The following is a 15,312-nucleotide window of genomic DNA, read 5'->3' as shown; positions in this document are numbered from 1 at the left end:
TTCCGTCAGTGATAGAGACCGCGCTAAACATGCACGAGGAGGTCACTGTACTGATGAATCAGTCGGTGCTTTGTCTGCTGTTTGTTGCTGTCGCTTTCTTCTCACTTTTGGGTGAGGGCATGGCCGTTTTTGCCTTGACCCTTGAAGCCGCAGACCAGCTGGGTTCGTGGGCAGTGACCGCACTGTTCTTAGGTGGGCTGTTACCTCCGGTGCTTGTCGCGAGCTTAGTGGGCCGATGGGTGGATAGTTCGTCGTTATGGCGCGTGTGGATTATTAACCTTTGCGTCCACGTATTGATCTTCGCGGTATTGGCGCAGGCAGAAAACATGATTCTTTGTTTGGCTCTCATGCCAGTGGCCAGTATTTGCGCGGTGATTAATGGTTCAGTGATCTTCAAGATTGTTCCGCGAATTCGTGGCAGCTTTAGCTTGTCCAGAGCTGGCAGCTTTCTTGTGGTCGCCACGTCCCTGTCTGGAATCATCGCTCCGGCAGTTGCTTCATGGTTGTCAGCGCATGCGGGTTTCGGCACGGTTCTTTGGTGCGGGGCCGTTGGGTTCGCATTGCTCAGCATCGCAGCTATCTTGATGCGTTGGACTCTACGTGAGACTGCGCTGGGCGAACCGCAGCCCGAAAACCAAGACCGGCTGAAGCGGACTACAAGTAGTCCGGTTCTGTTTCAGAACCGTTGGTTGCGGATTCTGTTGATACCTGTGGCGGCCATTGTTTTGTTCACCTCGGCCGAGGGCGTAGCAGGAGTTTTCTATCTGAGAGATATCACCGCCGATGATACGGGGTATGCACTGTTGCTGGGCGCTTGGTCATTAGGTGCGGTGGCAGGGGCACTGATGGGTGGCAACTCGTGGTTCGACTCGCGCGGATCAGTACCCACACTTTTCGGGGGAGCGCTTGTAGGTATGGCGATACTTGTGGAGGGACTTTGGCCAAATGCCACGGCATTGCTGATTATTTTCCTTGTCGGGGGACTATGCAACGGCCTGCGCAATACCGGGGTGCGAACCGCCATCTATGAGCACGTTCCGCAAGCACGCCACGGAAGTGCGTGGGCTCAATTGCGCATGCTCATTAACGCCATGGTGGCGTTGGGATATCTCTTGGGAACGCCGGGATTGATAATGAATTCTGCTCAAATGATCATTATTCTTGCCGGCGCAGGGACCGCGCTGTCCGTGGTTGTGGCGCTAGTTTTGTCCCGAAAAACTGCGACGCACAATGCCGCGCGGGCAGCGGAATTAAACTAGCGGTTTTTGCTCTAGGGTTAATAGCAGGCGCAAAAGTAGAATGGGCGCAGCCTGGCATCGAGGACGATTGCCATTCTGTCCTTAAATTCGAAATGGTGTCGACAGATTTCTATTACTGCTCTCTGGTGCTTCGGTAACCGGATTGCCAGATCCACCAACGCTAGGGTGAAGATTTATCCGTTCCTCAATCATCAGACCAGTCAGGCGATCAACGGCCATCCTAGAAATAGTGATGGTCTTGCTACTGGTCTGGACGTTGATCACCATCGAACCCACTGGCTGGGATCTGTCTGTATACCGCGAAGGTGCGCTGACTCTTCTGCGCGAACCGCAGAATCTATATGGGCCATTTGTCGGTCCGATTAATGCGCCCGGATTGCCCTTCACTTATCCAACGTTTGCGGCAATCATGTTCCTGCCAATGGCCGTCTTCCCCTACTGGGTTTCAGTAGCAGTGACCATGGTGGCTTCTATTGTCTTGACCTTCTTTGTTGCCAAGGATCTGGCTCTGCGGATAGCGCGGCGTTGGCCGCAGCTGGGGCGATGGGTTACGCCGCTGACCTTGACCAGCCTGATGCTGATCTCCGGTCCCTTCAGGGACACCATTTGGTTTGGTCAGATCAACATTCTGATCCTCGGCGCTTGTTATCTGGCGCTAGTTAATTCGAAGTCAATGACTCCGTTTGTTATTGCCGTGGGCATTTGCGCCGGAATTAAGCTCACACCTATAGCCCTGCTGATTCTCCCGTTGGCCATGCGTAAATGGCGTGCAGTGATTACCGGAACCTTAGTCTTCTTGGGCACTCAGTTGGTCGGGCTGATCTTCCAGTGGCGCAACACCCTAGACTACTGGTTCGACGTCGTGCGTGATCCTTCGCGCGTCGGAGACGTTGGCTATATCGACAACATTTCGCTTCAAGGATTACTGACTCGCTTGGGCGCGGGTTCGCTGATCTGGTTTGTCCTAGCGCTCGCCGTGGGCCTGGCATTCATCGCTCTTCTTTACCGGCTTCACGACAAGGTTGAGCCGGTGGTGCTTCTGGGCGTAGCGTCGACCTGCCCCTTGCTGGTATCTCCAGTGAGCTGGTCACACCACTGGGTGTGGGGACCAGTCATGGCCTACGCCTGGGTTGTGGTTGCCATGCGGCTGAAGGCTTGGCCACGACGGATCATGTTGCTGGTGGTTGTGTTCTTTAGCGTGGAACTGATGCTGTCAGCAAAGTGGGCCATCCGCCTCTTTGGCATCCACCCGGATCATGAATTGGCATCGTGGTGGTATATCTGGCCTGCGGTCCCCGTTGTAGGCATGCTCATTTGCCTCGTTACTGCCCTAGTAGCGAAGCCTCAGGAAATAGCAGAAACCAACTAGCATGAAGCACTCCGCGCCGCACTGTACAATTCTAGTATTCGAATATTTGTACTAGTTTGCAGTAGGAGGTGGTGGCGGTGGCTGAAGACAATGAATTGTTGCCACCCGGAGCTAGTCACGGGCCGGTACAAGCTGTTTCGGCGATGGGTTTTCCTTCACCAGCGCGCGACTACTTTGACGGCGGACTGGATCTAAACCGTCTGCTGGTACGGGATCGTGTCTCCACCTTCATCATGCGCGTCAGCGGACATGCGATGCGTTCGGCGGGCATCTATGACGGTGATGAAGTGATTGTTGATCGCTCACTATCGGTCCGTCACGGCTCAGTGGTGATTGTGAATCTTAATGGTCAGATGTTGGTGCGACGCTGGCACATTGATGGAGCCAAGGTTGGCTTGCTCAGCGACGAATCCCCCTTGCCGGTCTTACTAACCGAGGGCGATGAAGTAGGCGTTTTTGGCGTGATTACTAGGTGCCTGCATCATGTCAGGTAACCGATAATCCCTATACGGATGACTCATACAATCGCTGATCCTTCGGATCCGCAACAACAGTGCTTCCCCACGTTGACGTAAGCTCGTTCTTTGCTCCGACGCTAGAACCCTGGCCGATGCCTAGCGGGCATACCCCGGAACAACCTCTAAGAACTTGGCCATGAAGCAGGACGAGAAATGCCTGGCTGGCACTCGTTACCGCGCATCGTGAGTCGCAGGACAAATGCGCAACGAATTCACAATCCGACCTTCGGTCTACGCATTCAGGGCCAGACGTGAAGCGTCGAGGATCGATCGCGCTCGATGTGCAGGTACCTGGTCCGCGACACTGAGCCAAACGGTGACTGGTGGCGCTCCGATCAAGGGCACAAATTCAACGCCAGGGTGTATGCCCCTGGTGCGAGCGATGTCCGGGATGATTCCAACTCCGCGATCGGCGGCGACAGTTTCGATCCATTCATCGTAACTGCGTGTCTCCACAATCTCCGGAGTGAGATTCGGCCAGAGATCCGTTGTGGTTGACCCGTTAACCGTGTTGATGACCAAGGGGCGTTGGGGTACGTCTTCCCACCGGATTGGCGCTCCGGAAGTCCAGGGGGATCGATTCGAGCACGCGAGTACGCGTGGTTCTTCAAAGAGCTTGATTGTTCGGGGGCTGTCGAGCAGCGCTGGGGATACCGGTGAGCGCAAGACGACCGCGTCTACATCTCCACGGGCCAGGGGTTGAGCCGTGGCATCTACTCGGGTAAAGGTCACTTCGATGCCGGCGGTATCTTGTAAATGTCGTGCCATATCCTGCGCCCATGGGGTGGGCAGGAGCCAACTGAAACCTAGAGTGATTGTAGTGTTTCCTCGGGCCACGGCAATTGCTCGATTAAGGTTGGCCAGCGTAGTCCTGGCATGATCTAGGAATAAGGCTCCCGCTGCGGTAAGCTCGAAGCGCTTTGAGGTCCGCCGGATCAGCTGGACCTTGAGAGCGGATTCGAGTTGCTGCACCGTTCTTGACAGGGCCGGTTGAGTGATCCGCTGTCTCAAGGCCGCATGAGTAAAGGATTCTTCTTCGGCTACAGCGACGAAGGCCCTTAAGTGCCGTACTTCCACATCCATGCTTCCCAAGCATAGACCCTTGCCGATCTGTTAGCTGTCCATTTAAACCAATTGTCGTTGCCGCCCTTATTTGAGGGGCGGCAACGACAATGGCTGCTATGAGAAATCGGTCAGTTGCTGGCCTTTAGCCCGCGGGAGTTGCCACCAGGTGGTGAGCCCATTGCCCGACGTTATCGCGGTTATATTCCACGCGAGTGTGGTTGCGATCTTCCCTTGCTTGCATGAACTCGAACTCGTCGGGCACGAGTGTGTAGTGCTGCCAGTCGGGATTCGGTTGGCCGTCGTAGCTGGGGCGTCCGCTCCAGTCCAGTTGCGATGCTTCGTCACTGAGCGCTGACGCGGTACCGGTGACGCGTACTTGACGTCCGGACTCGCGCCAGAAAAATACCAACGATGCGCGAGGGTTCTCTTGGAGCTCTTGGCCCTTTCGGGAGCTGCGGTGGGTGGAGAACTGGTAGCCGTTCTCGTCAAAGTCCTTGATGATCAGGGTGCGCCCCACGGGAGTTCCGTCTGCACGATTGGTAACAAACGTCATCGCGTGCGGTTGCCGATTCCCTGCTTCGATGGCGCTGTTCAGCCATGATTCAAACAAAGAGTTCGGATTCTCGGGGACAGTCTCGCTATCCAGGGTCGATAGTTCCTTGGGGAACGATGGCAGCTTTGCTAGCCGTTCACGTAGCTCGGTCATTCTCTCTTCCTTAGCTCTTGGTTCTGCGTGGTTATTCGGAGATTTGGACGACGGTGCGTCCTGTCCCATGCCCGTCGAGCAGGTCCTTTGCTGCATCTGCGGCGTCTTTGAGCAGGACGGTGCGTGTGACGGAATCTAGATGCTCCGGGTTGAGGTCGCGGGCAAGGCGTTCCCAAGCGTCGCGGCGCAGCCCTGGCTTCGTGCGGACCGAGTCCACGCCCAGTAGATTGACGCCACGGAGGATAAATGGCAGCACGGTGGTTGGCAGATCGCTGCCACCAGCTAGTCCGCAGGCAGCCGCGGCGCCGTTGTTGTGCAGTCCGGCCAGCGCCCCTGCAAGGGTAGGACCCCTACGCTGTCGACGACTCCAGCCCACTGCTGCCGGGCCAGTGGGCGGTCGGTGTTCAGCTCACCACGGTTGATGATCGATGTTGCACCGAGCTCGGTCAGTCGCTCGCATAGCGCGTCGGGGCGGCCTGTTGCCGCGATGACTTCGTAGCCAGCTTGTGCGAGCATCGCGATGGCGACCGTTCCGACTCCGCCGCCAGCGCCGGTGACCAGGACAGGGCCGTCATTGGGGTTTACTCCCTGACGCTCGAGCGCAAGAATGCTCAGTGCCGCAGTGAATCCTGCGGTGCCGATTGCGGCGCTCTGGGCGGGGGTGAAGGCATCAGGGATGACAACCAGATCATCGCCGCCAACACGTGCAAGACCGGCCAGCCCGCCGTGGAGCTCTTCGCCTAGGCCCGCGCCGTCGAGCGTGACCAGATCGCCCGGGTGCCATCTCTGATCCCGCGAGGCGATAACTTCTCCGGCCAGGTCGATGCCGACGATGAGCGGAGTGCGTCGGATGACACCGGGCTTGCCGTGCAGTGCCAGAGCATCTTTGTAGTTAATGCTGGAGTAGTGAACCTGCACGGTTACGTCGAGGTCGTCTAGGAAGCTAGTCTCGGCTTCCTCAAGGGTGGTGCGGATGCGGTTATCTTCGTCCTTGCGGGCGATCCAAGCGGGAAAAGTACTCATTTTTCTGCCACCTTGTCCTGTGCATTTTGGGTGTCGTCGGGAAGTTCGCCGGTCAGGAACTGCGCGCGTCCTTGGCCAAATGACCAGTCCGCGGAGGTGTTCTCCGTGATACTCACGATGACGTCTTCGCCTGAAATCTCCAACCGGTCACCGAGGTATGTGGTGATCTTCTCGTAGAGACGCTGTTTCGCCTCGGTCGGTCGGGGCTTGCTAGTGACCTTTATGATGGTCAAGTTCTGCGTACGGGTGTAACCCAGACCTGTATCTAAGGCACGAAGCTCGAACGGTTCATGCTGGTGCAGGATTTGGTACCGATCGGTGAATGGGACATCGAACGCTTCGACGACGGCGTCGTGGATCGCATCAAGAAGACGGACCAGGTAATCCTCGTCGTGACCTCGAATGACATCGATGGTGATCAGTGGCATGATCTTGTTCCTTTCATAAAAACGGTTGTAATGGGCAAAGCTTTACGTGCGTGGTCCATTCAGCGGTTCACGCCTGCGCCGACAGTCTCGGCGGTCACCGGTTCGAATGTGGATTCGCTGGCAGGCCGGTGGACGGCCGGGAATCGAATCCGAATCAGCGCCGTAGACACCGCAGCTAGCGCGACGATTACGGCAGCTATGAGCAGCGGACCATGGAATCCGTCTGATAACAACGGGGCAACAAGGATAGGGCCGGCAGTTTGTCCTACTGCATATACCAAGCTGAGGATTGCGACCGCTGTGGGGACTTGCAGGTGTGCTCCCGCATCAAGGGCGAGGGTGGTAATGCCCATGAATGTCCCGCCAAAGAGTACCGCTCCTGCCATGCCAAGGTCGAGGGCAGCTAATCCGATTCCCGCCGCTTGCAGCAATAGCGCGATGGTCAGCAAAGTAGGGTGGGCCAACTTCTTGCTCAGCCAGGCCCAGCCAAGACAGGACGGGATAGCTGCCAAACCGACCACAATCCAGCTGAGCTTCCCCAGTCCGCCCGAGGCAGAGGACGCTATTGCAGCGACCAGGAATGTGCCCGCGATGATGTATCCGACACCTTCGAGGAAGTATGCCGCCACGAGCGGGACAAACCAGCGGTGGGGGCGATGAATCGGCTCCGTATGTGCAGGCGAGGTGTGTTCTGACTGCTCGCCCTGTACAAGTTGCCATGCGAAGGCACCAAGTATTGCCGTAAGCACCCCAGAAGCAAACCAGGCCTCACGCCAATCTCCGAACTGAGCGATCATAAGTACTACCGCACCTGAGATCGCGATTCCAGCTCCGACTCCGCCGTAAGACCAGCCAACCAGGTGGTGGGATTGTTTTGGAATGGTGTGGACAATGACGCTTGCCGCGACGACAAACATGATCGCGCTGGCTAGTCCGGCAAGACCGCGAAGTGCGATCCAAGCCTCGGGAAGTTCGGTGGCGGGCATCGCCATCAGAGAGAGTACGAGTACGCAAATACTAATACGCAGGGCGAGTGCAGAACGCGCCCACCGTGGAACTGCCATCATAACTATGGCGCCGATCATGTAGCCCAGGTAATTGCTTGTGGCTAGAGCCGCTCCCAGCTCGGCGGTGACGCCAGCTCGCTCTTGCATCAGAGGAAGAATCGGGGTGAACACAAAACGACCAACCCCGACGGCTGCCGCCAACGCGGCCCCGGCCCGTAGCGCGATGACCCATCCGGAGCTTACTACTTTCGCCTTCAATGACACCGATCTCCGATCACTTTTGATAGGACACCACGTTCTATCTCATCTGCTTTCGAGGCTACTCTCGGATCAGTCTTACGAAAATTGCCATTTACGCATGATCTATGCATCAGAAGCATGGACGTGCGTACTGATTCCTGCAGATAGAGTTTGGTGAGCGCCTCCGTGGCACTCCCCCTGAATATTGGTGACATTGTCCATGCGGAGCCAGCTACGACGGTGGAACTATAGCGGCAGAACTGGGCTTGTTGCCGCTTTACGTTCAATCTTTGCCGTAGACATGATCGGCTATGCGCGCCATGCATGGTTGATGACTAGACGGCATTTTTTAGCGCCTTAGGCTGTGCCTACTATGGAGGTAATTACTAGGTAGGGTGCGCTTCAAGCGCCTGAGCTAGCGCAACCGTCCTCCCGGAATTCTTCCGCGAAGATTAGCAAAGACAAAGGGTGAGGCTCACATGACTGACCGCAGTGCATCGACTGAGTATTCAAACGACACTAGTCCGCTGGCAGCCTCGGGCCTCCTGGCCAAGCTCGGGGCAACCATACCGCTGGTTTCTGCACCTATGGCAGGCGGTCCGAGCACCCCTGCTCTTGTCTTGGCCGCCGCCGAAGCGGGAGGATTGGGCATGCTGGCTGGTGGATATAAATCGCCCAAACAGCTCGCTGAACAGATCACCGAGGTACGTACTGGAATTTCCACCTTCGGAGCCAACCTTTTCGGCGTAAATCTCTTCGCACCGAACCCGGTGCCAATCGACAAAGATGCCTTTGTTGAATACACCGAGGCCCTGCGTGAGCTAGCAGCAACTTACGATCTGTCCCTGAACGAGGTCGAAGCCCTAGAGGACGACGATGAGTGGGCGGAAAAAGTGGACATGCTGGTCAGTGATCCCGTGCCAGTGGTCAGCTTTACCTTTGGGCTTCCCCTGCTGAGGCTGTTCGCCGGCTACAGAAAGCCGGATCATTGGTAGTTCAGACTGTCACCAAGCCGGACGAAGCACAGCAGGCCGCAGACCTAGGTGTCGACGGGTTAGTAGTTCAGTCGTACAAAGCGGGCGGTCACTCAGGAACCTTAACGCCGGGCACGCCGATCGAGCAGATACCATTGGCGCAGTTGCTTGACCGCGTCCGTTCCCGGACCACACTTCCTATGTGGGCAGCAGGCGGAATCTCAACGCCCAACGCAGTGCGCGAGGCGCTCGCGCACGGAGCAGAAGCCGCTGTTCTTGGAAGCGTGCTACTGCGTAGCGATGAGAGCGGAGCCTCAAAACCTTATAAGGCGGCGCTGGCGGATCCTCGTCGCACTGAGACGGTTTTGACTACAGCCTTCTCGGGCCGTCCGGCGAGGGCTTTGCGTAATGATTTCGTGGACAAGTTCCATGGTGCTGCACCCAGTGGCTACCCAGCCATTCACCATCTGACCAGTCCTATCCGTAAAGCGGCAGCGGCCGCTAATGATTCGGAAAACATCAATATCTGGGCCGGCACAGGCTATCGCGACGCCACCGAAGAGCCGACAGTAGTAATCATGCGTCGGCTCGCAGCAGTGCGCTGACTCGGGCTAAGCCGCCCGGCGGCTGGAACCGGTGGTCAAGATCCGCTTCATGCACCCCCAGTCGGATCCAATAATCCTAGTTGCGACGCCCAATGGCGGGCAAGCGAACCTTCGTGCTGCGATGGAATCTGAACGCAGCGGTGGTTCAGTCGCAGGATCCACTAGGTAGGCATACAAAGGATCTGGACCGAAAAAATAGTGCCCGGTGAAGGCTCATCGAGATCTGTGCTGGTGTGGGCCTCAATCAGCTCGCTGTAGGTGTCGAATCGTTAGCTTGTAGCTAGCTTGTGATGGAACAGATGTTCTATGATTTGAGTATGGCAGATTATTTTTCGAAAGTTTTGTTCTGACATTAAGCGCGTTATTGAATGATCAACGCTGAGATGGGATCAGATGAACTTCAACGGAAGCGATAACAACGTTTACCAACACACTGACCATGTGTCTCTCGTGGACGTTAATAATTTTTATGTCTCTTGCGAACGCGCCTTTGACTATTCATTGCGCAATCGTCCCGTGGTGGTGCTCTCTAATAACGACGGCTGCGTAGTTGCCCGTTCCCAAGAAGCCAAAGATCTGGGAATTGCTACCGGAGAACCATTCTTCAAGATTCAGCGTTTGATGGAGAGCCATAACCTAGCCGTGCGCTCCAGCAACTACGAACTCTATGGCGACATGTCCGCTCGCGTGATGGAACTACTGGGACGTTTTGGAACTTGGCACGAGGTGTATTCCATCGATGAATCGTTCATCGGGTTGGAAGGAAACCTAGAGCAGGTGCGTAAAACCGCAGCACACATCCGCACGGCTATCGATAAGACCATTGGGGTCCCGGTCTGCGTTGGTGTTTCCTCCACCAAAACATTGGCAAAGCTCTCCAACCACATTGCAAAACACAATGCAGGACTCAACGGGGTCTGCGTCCAAGGCCTCATGGATCAGCAGGTTTTAGAAAACATTCTCACCCGGGTGCCCGTCACTGATGTCTGGGGAGTTGGACGTAAATCTGGTGCCAAGTTGGCGTCCATGGGCATAGAGACAATCGCGGATCTCAAGGCGGCTGACCCGTTGTTAATCCGCAAGAAGTTTTCAGTGGTTTTGCAGCGTACGGTTTTTGAACTTAATGGTCAGCGCTGCATTGGCCCGATTGAAGAGCGAGCCGACCGCGGACAAGTTATGTTCACTCGATCTTTCTCTTCCCCAGTACGCACCCGTGAAGCGATGGAAGAAGTTATGTCCATCTATGCGCAGAAGGCCGCGAGCAGACTGGCCCGCGAAGGACGCTACGCCACCTTACTCACCGTCACTGCAGGCACCAGCCGCTTTGCTCAAGGTGAGGCTTCATTCCCGAGCGCGCAAGTGCGCCTACCGCGGCCAACCAGAGATCCGATTCTGCTTAGCAAGCTGGCCATCGCGGCCATGGGTGATCTTATGCAGCCGGGGACGGACTACGTGCGTGGAGGAGTGATCCTCTCTGGCCTCAGCGATTCACCGGGTGAAAAACAACTTGATCTTTTTGACATGGGTGATGAGCACGATGAGACAGAACAGAAAAATGTCTCCTCGGTAGTCCAAGATATTTCAGCTCGATTTGGCGCGAAATCCATTGGTCTAGGCCCTGCGGGCTTGGCGCAAAGCCCTACCTGGACAATGAAACGTGAACATATCTCTCAGCGCTACACCACCGAATGGGATGAACTACTAGAAGTTCGTGCCTGAACCGTCCAGAGCGGAATTCTGGCTGAAGACATTCGGTATCCTTGCAGATCACGGTGAGAGGATGAAGTTATGACCACTCACGTCAGACAGCTCATGTCGCTGGGAATGCTTGCCATGCTCATGCTGACCAGTTGCAGTTCGCCAAGTTCCGAGACCAGTACGCAGAGCTCTCCAAAAGCCAGCTCTTCAAGTAACAATGGATCTGCACCATCAGCAACGTCCTCTGAGGACAGCACCCAAAGTAGCTCCGCCGCTGCCCAAACACCGCAGGCGCCTACGTCTCGTGAACAGGCCGAGGAACTTGTTGATCAACTGTCCGTTGAGCAACAAGCGGCCAGCCTGGTGATGGCTGGAGTCCCTGCCACGGGTGCCAGTAGCACTGAACTGAAAGCCATGGAGAAACAGGGCATCACCAATGTTTTCTTGCGCGGACGTTCGCAACTCTCGGTGAAAAAAACAGCGGCGCGAACCGCTATCATCACCAAGAGCCTGAAATCCAATGTCCCCGATGATTTACCGGTGTGGGTGGCCACCGATCAAGAAGGTGGATTTGTTCGGGTCCTGCAGGGGACAGGTTTTACCAATCTGCCGGCCGCCGCGCAGCAAGGCCAATGGTCCTCGGGCAAACAGGCCACGAACATCAAAAAAGTCGGCGCGGAGCTTGCTGAGGCTGGCATCAATGTAAACCTCGCACCGGTCGCCGATGTGGTTCCAGCCAAAGTTGGCACCAGCAACGCACCGATCGGTTATTTCGGGCGACAGTATGGCAATACTGCCGGCGAAGTTTCTCAAGCCATCGGCACAGTGAACGACGCGTTGAATGACGCCGGAGTGCAGCCGGTAGTTAAGCACTTCCCAGGACTGGGCAGGGTGACCAAGAATACCGATACCTCCAGTGGTGTCACGGACACCGAGATCGGTGCAGACGCCACCGATCTTGAACCCTTTAAGCAGGCGATTAGCCAGGGTAACTCGTGGGTCATGATCTCCAACGCCCGCTACACAAAAATTGATGCGCAGAACGAAGCGTCGTTTTCAAAGAAGGTCATCACCGGTCTGCTGCGCCAAAAACTCGGTTATCAGGGTGTGGTGATTTCCGATGATCTGTGCGAAGCCAAACAAGTGGCGCAGGTACCGGTCGGTCAGCGCGCAGTAAAGTTCGTGGCCGCTGGCGGCACCGTGCCCTTGTGCGTCAAATCTAGCCCGGCGATCACCATGGCTAAAGCGTTAGCCAAAGAAGCTAACGAGGAAAAGAAGTTTGCCGACCAAGTTCGTGAAGCGGCAGTGCTGATCCTAGAAGCTAAATTAGACCAAGCTGACTAGCTGAGAAAAACCGTGGCATTAAAAGGTCCGGGGCACTTTCCTACTCGCTAGGAAAGTGCCCCGGACCCGGTCTAGGGAAAACTGAAGACTAGTTGCTCTTCGGCTTTCCGGTGTTACCGGAAACGATATCCAGTACCTGGGCACGCTTGGTATCAGCATTGTGCAGGTGCAGCAGCAGTGCCTTGGAAGCCTTGGCGCTGTCGGCTACGGTGACCGGAATCGTGTTGCCCTTTAGGTCGGTAAGCAGTGAACCTTCTGCACCAAAATCAACCTGTGGGGTTGCCACGTTGAAGTTGATCCAGTCGGTCTGATCTACCGGAACCATGGAGCCATCGTCATCGGTGTTGTACCAGGTGTAGCCAAGGACACGGTAGGAGATATCTGCAGCATCTTCATCCAGGCCAAGGGCCGAGAGGAGACTGGCAGGATTGCCGTATTGGTGTCAAAGGTGTTGGTATCAACATCGCCAAGCACACCGTTCACTGGCTGAAGATCAACCTGTTCGCCGGTCGCCAGATCGAAGGTTGCTGCCAGATCCAGATCAATCTCGTCCATCACGGTGGTGAAGGTGACAAAGTCTGCCTTGCCATCGCTATTGGTATCAATCTCAACGTCCAGCTCGGTGCCACCGGCTAGGTGAGCCCAGTTCTCCCAAGTGGAAATACCGATGTTCAACTGACCATCGGCCACACCGGTACGAGGTGCAGTGCTTGATGCACCGACGTACTGCAGGTCCATGGAACGTGCTGCAGGAATGGCATCCAGCGAAGCGTCGCCGCGATCGCTGGAAGCACCAAGTTCAAAGGCGCCAAGCAACGAAGTAACCTCGGTAGCGCCTTCACCAGCGGTGATGTCCTTGCCCTTGAGCTTCAGCGAGGTGGTGTTAGAACCCTTCTTCAGCTTCTTGACCGACCCGGACATATCCGAGGTCAGCTTTGGAGCAGCCTGTACAGGAACACGCAAGGTTGGAGCGTCACTGCTGGTCAGTTCAACGCGACCGGTAGTGTCGGCAATCCACGTGCGAGCCAAACCGGACTGAGTGGTTTCCATCGTTGGATCGATGGTCTTAGTCCACTGCTGTGGATCAACCTTCAAGGTCACCGTCAACTCGGCGGTGCCGCCAGCTGGGACAGTAACGCTGTTTTGATCCAAGGTGTAGCTTGCGCCCGGGATCTGGGTTGCAGCTACGTAGTCAGCCTTGTAGGTCTGAGCCTTGTCGCTGGTGTTCTTCACGGTGATCTTGCGCTGTGCGGAGTAGCCCTTCTTACCGTCAAGCTCAATCACGCCAAAGACCACGCTGGTCAGATCCGGTGCTTCAGAATCGTAGGCAAATGCTGGAGTATCCAATGCAGCATCGGCCATCACTCGGCCAGCACCCACACGGTTTGGTCCATAAGCTTCGCCATTGGCTGCCTTGATATCGGTGGCAGCGGTATTCATGATGACGCTCTTAGCCTGGTACGGGGTGTAGTCGCTGTCCTGAAGAACCAGAGCTGCGATACCTGCAACCAGTGGGGTAGCCATCGAGGTGCCCGACATGACTGCGGTACCGGTGCCGGTTCCGACGCCTACCGAGCTAATCTGCGTACCTGGGGCTGCTACGTCTGGCTTCACCACACCGTTGGTGCCGTGTACGCCACGCGATGATGAGGAGTTCAGCGTGTCACCTGCTCCTGATTCGCTGGAGGAGGCTCCAACAAAATCAGGGGACAGGGTAACCTTCAACGTTCCGGCTTCAGCAGCTGGACGCAATTTTTCGGACTGATCCAAAGTGAACTGAGCACCTGGGATCGTAGCGTTACCGGCAATGCCAGCGTCGAAGAGGTTAGCCTCGGAATCCAAGAGCACTCCGGTGGCACCGGCGGCTTCAGCGTTGTTGAAGCGAGCGCCGGATCCACAAGGGAATTCGCCGTTCTCGCTCCACTTGAGCCAAACCCACTTGCCGTCCAGAGAACCTGCTTCGAATGGCTCGCAACCAAATTCATTGCCAGCCGGGGCCATAACTACATCGCCCGAGAGCGCAGCAGCATCAGCCTTGGTGTAGTTGAAGTTTGCGGAGTACTGTCCGGAGGCCGAACCGGCAACATCACTTGGTCCATCAATCTGGATTTTATCCAGGGTGACGTGTGAGCCTACCGAGTTGGCTACGGTCAGTGAGGATCGCGAGTTACCTGGCGAACCGCCGACGTCGGTGACATCTCCTGCGTTACCCGAGGCTACTACCGAGAGGATGCCGGCCTTGGTCAGGGCATCAACAATGTCGTTTTCCGGATCCTCGGTAGGTGAGTGATCTGAACCCAAAGACATGTTCACTACCTGGGCGCGGTCGGAGAAATCGCCGTCACCGTTGGGATCCAGAACGTAATCCAGTGCCTGGCCCACTACCGATGAGGAGCCGGAACAGCCAAAGACGCGAATGCCGATGAGCTGTGCTTCCGGAGCGGAGCCGGGGCCAACTTTCATCTCTGATAGGGCCTTGGCATCAAGGTCCGAGTATTTTCCGGTGAAGGTGGAACCATCTGCGTTTACGCCGTAGCCTGCGGTGGTGCCCGCAACGTGGGAACCGTGGCCGGCTGCTTCACAGTCCAATGGGTTGGGGTCTGGGTGCGGAATCGGCTGGTAGGTGTCATCGGCATCGTTAGCGTTGTAGTCATCGCCAACAAGGTCCCAGCCACCAATGAACTTATCGCCGTCGCGCAGTTTTGATTCTGCAGAAGGAAGTTCCGTTGATGCTTGGGCTTGCTTATAGGCTTCCAAGGTACCTGGCCCACCGAAGCTTGCGTGGGTGTAATCAACGCCGGTATCCAGTACAGCTACCTTGACGCCTTTACCGGTCTTGTCCAAGGACTTCCAAGATTCCAAGGCCCCGGTATCAACGACCGACGAGCGGTTGGAAGGCTTCTTTGGAACGATGGAACTGATTTTTGCTACGTCACTACGTTCAGCGAGCTTTCGCAGATTATCCGCGTCACCGGTCAGCGCCACACCCTGCAATGCATTGTGGGTGGTGTAGATGATTGAAGACTTGGACTCGGCGGCGAGCTGCTTGCCCTTGGCCTTAACGTCCTTGTCCATC

At 56.2% G+C, this 15,312-nt stretch carries 13 protein-coding genes and 2 pseudogenes; 6 read left to right on the top strand and 9 right to left on the bottom strand.

The window, feature by feature from the left end; translation table 11 throughout:
- Positions 1 to 53 precede the first annotated feature (53 nt).
- The 3 genes from N6V40_RS00790 to N6V40_RS00780 all read left to right on the top strand — a co-directional run bounded on the left by N6V40_RS00790 (position 54) and on the right by N6V40_RS00780 (position 3,122).
- Positions 54 to 1,259: an MFS transporter gene (locus N6V40_RS00790; RefSeq protein ID WP_262198567.1), complete on the top strand. Its 1,206-nt coding sequence runs from the start codon at positions 54 to 56 to the stop codon at positions 1,257 to 1,259.
- A 232-nt stretch (positions 1,260 to 1,491) separates the two neighbouring features.
- Positions 1,492 to 2,628, top strand: a complete 1,137-nt coding sequence (locus N6V40_RS00785; RefSeq protein ID WP_242632620.1) for a glycosyltransferase 87 family protein — start codon at positions 1,492 to 1,494, stop codon at positions 2,626 to 2,628.
- 77 nt (positions 2,629 to 2,705) lie between these two features.
- Positions 2,706 to 3,122: a LexA family protein gene (locus tag N6V40_RS00780; protein ID WP_131090506.1), complete on the top strand. Its 417-nt coding sequence runs from the start codon at positions 2,706 to 2,708 to the stop codon at positions 3,120 to 3,122.
- Positions 3,123 to 3,377: 255 nt separating this feature from the next.
- On the opposite strand, the gene N6V40_RS00775 is transcribed toward N6V40_RS00780, so the two are convergent.
- From N6V40_RS00775 to N6V40_RS00750, 7 genes and pseudogenes are all read right to left on the bottom strand, one after another.
- A complete protein-coding gene (locus tag N6V40_RS00775; protein WP_242632608.1) occupies positions 3,378 to 3,914 on the bottom strand; it encodes a substrate-binding domain-containing protein in 537 nt (178 codons plus the stop codon).
- 138 nt (positions 3,915 to 4,052) lie between these two features.
- A pseudogene (locus tag N6V40_RS17550) lies at positions 4,053 to 4,229 on the bottom strand (LysR family transcriptional regulator); the annotation flags it as partial.
- A 124-nt stretch (positions 4,230 to 4,353) separates the two neighbouring features.
- Entirely contained in the window at positions 4,354 to 4,917 is a 564-nt protein-coding gene (locus N6V40_RS00770) for a pyridoxine/pyridoxamine 5'-phosphate oxidase (protein WP_131090504.1), read from the bottom strand.
- Positions 4,918 to 4,948: 31 nt separating this feature from the next.
- Positions 4,949 to 5,173 carry a hypothetical protein gene (locus N6V40_RS00765; RefSeq protein WP_262198563.1) on the bottom strand — a complete coding sequence of 75 codons (225 nt, stop codon included), beginning with the start codon at positions 5,171 to 5,173 and terminating at the stop codon, positions 4,949 to 4,951.
- Between the two features lie 26 nt (positions 5,174 to 5,199).
- Positions 5,200 to 5,940 (bottom strand): alcohol dehydrogenase catalytic domain-containing protein, encoded by a 741-nt coding sequence (locus N6V40_RS00760; protein WP_262198562.1) that lies wholly within the window; start codon positions 5,938 to 5,940, stop codon positions 5,200 to 5,202.
- Positions 5,937 to 6,368, bottom strand: a complete 432-nt coding sequence (locus N6V40_RS00755; protein WP_131090502.1) for a tautomerase family protein — start codon at positions 6,366 to 6,368, stop codon at positions 5,937 to 5,939. Before N6V40_RS00755 ends, N6V40_RS00760 begins: the two co-directional genes overlap by 4 nt.
- A gap of 59 nt (positions 6,369 to 6,427) precedes the next feature.
- Complete coding sequence (locus N6V40_RS00750) at positions 6,428 to 7,639, bottom strand: YbfB/YjiJ family MFS transporter (protein WP_262198560.1); 1,212 nt, start codon at positions 7,637 to 7,639, stop codon at positions 6,428 to 6,430.
- Between the two features lie 455 nt (positions 7,640 to 8,094).
- Here N6V40_RS00750 and N6V40_RS00745 point away from each other — a divergent pair.
- The 3 genes and pseudogenes from N6V40_RS00745 to N6V40_RS00735 all read left to right on the top strand — a co-directional run bounded on the left by N6V40_RS00745 (position 8,095) and on the right by N6V40_RS00735 (position 12,236).
- Positions 8,095 to 9,194, top strand: a pseudogene (locus tag N6V40_RS00745) (NAD(P)H-dependent flavin oxidoreductase).
- A 393-nt stretch (positions 9,195 to 9,587) separates the two neighbouring features.
- Complete coding sequence (locus N6V40_RS00740) at positions 9,588 to 10,913, top strand: Y-family DNA polymerase (RefSeq protein WP_131090500.1); 1,326 nt, start codon at positions 9,588 to 9,590, stop codon at positions 10,911 to 10,913.
- A gap of 69 nt (positions 10,914 to 10,982) precedes the next feature.
- Positions 10,983 to 12,236: a glycoside hydrolase family 3 N-terminal domain-containing protein gene (locus N6V40_RS00735; RefSeq protein WP_262198558.1), complete on the top strand. Its 1,254-nt coding sequence runs from the start codon at positions 10,983 to 10,985 to the stop codon at positions 12,234 to 12,236.
- A gap of 88 nt (positions 12,237 to 12,324) precedes the next feature.
- Here the strand turns inward: N6V40_RS00735 and N6V40_RS00730 are convergent, their stop codons facing one another.
- Both N6V40_RS00730 and N6V40_RS00725 read right to left on the bottom strand, forming a co-directional pair.
- Complete coding sequence (locus tag N6V40_RS00730; RefSeq protein WP_262198557.1) at positions 12,325 to 12,561, bottom strand: hypothetical protein; 237 nt, start codon at positions 12,559 to 12,561, stop codon at positions 12,325 to 12,327.
- Entirely contained in the window at positions 12,549 to 15,311 is a 2,763-nt protein-coding gene (locus N6V40_RS00725) for a S8 family peptidase (RefSeq protein WP_262198555.1), read from the bottom strand. The genes N6V40_RS00730 and N6V40_RS00725 overlap by 13 nt, the downstream gene beginning before the upstream one ends.
- Between the last annotated feature and the right edge of the window lies 1 nt (position 15,312).

Source organism: Glutamicibacter sp. M10 (assembly GCF_025452055.1).
Taxonomy (GTDB): Bacteria; Actinomycetota; Actinomycetes; order Actinomycetales; family Micrococcaceae; genus Glutamicibacter.
The sequence above is the reverse complement of the archived record's forward strand: the minus strand, read 5'-3'. Positions and strand labels throughout refer to the sequence as shown.

Coding starts and splice junctions, on each gene's coding strand:
- N6V40_RS00740 (WP_131090500.1), top strand. CDS start 9,588: ATGAACTTCAACGGAAGCGATAACAACGTTTACCAACACACTGACCAT.
- N6V40_RS00725 (WP_262198555.1), bottom strand. CDS start 15,311: ATGGACAAGGACGTTAAGGCCAAGGGCAAGCAGCTCGCCGCCGAGTCC.
- N6V40_RS00775 (WP_242632608.1), bottom strand. CDS start 3,914: ATGGCACGACATTTACAAGATACCGCCGGCATCGAAGTGACCTTTACC.
- N6V40_RS00735 (WP_262198558.1), top strand. CDS start 10,983: ATGACCACTCACGTCAGACAGCTCATGTCGCTGGGAATGCTTGCCATG.
- N6V40_RS00760 (WP_262198562.1), bottom strand. CDS start 5,940: ATGAGTACTTTTCCCGCTTGGATCGCCCGCAAGGACGAAGATAACCGC.
- N6V40_RS00785 (WP_242632620.1), top strand. CDS start 1,492: ATGGTCTTGCTACTGGTCTGGACGTTGATCACCATCGAACCCACTGGC.
- N6V40_RS00730 (WP_262198557.1), bottom strand. CDS start 12,561: ATGGTTCCGGTAGATCAGACCGACTGGATCAACTTCAACGTGGCAACC.
- N6V40_RS00755 (WP_131090502.1), bottom strand. CDS start 6,368: ATGCCACTGATCACCATCGATGTCATTCGAGGTCACGACGAGGATTAC.
- N6V40_RS00770 (WP_131090504.1), bottom strand. CDS start 4,917: ATGACCGAGCTACGTGAACGGCTAGCAAAGCTGCCATCGTTCCCCAAG.
- N6V40_RS00790 (WP_262198567.1), top strand. CDS start 54: ATGAATCAGTCGGTGCTTTGTCTGCTGTTTGTTGCTGTCGCTTTCTTC.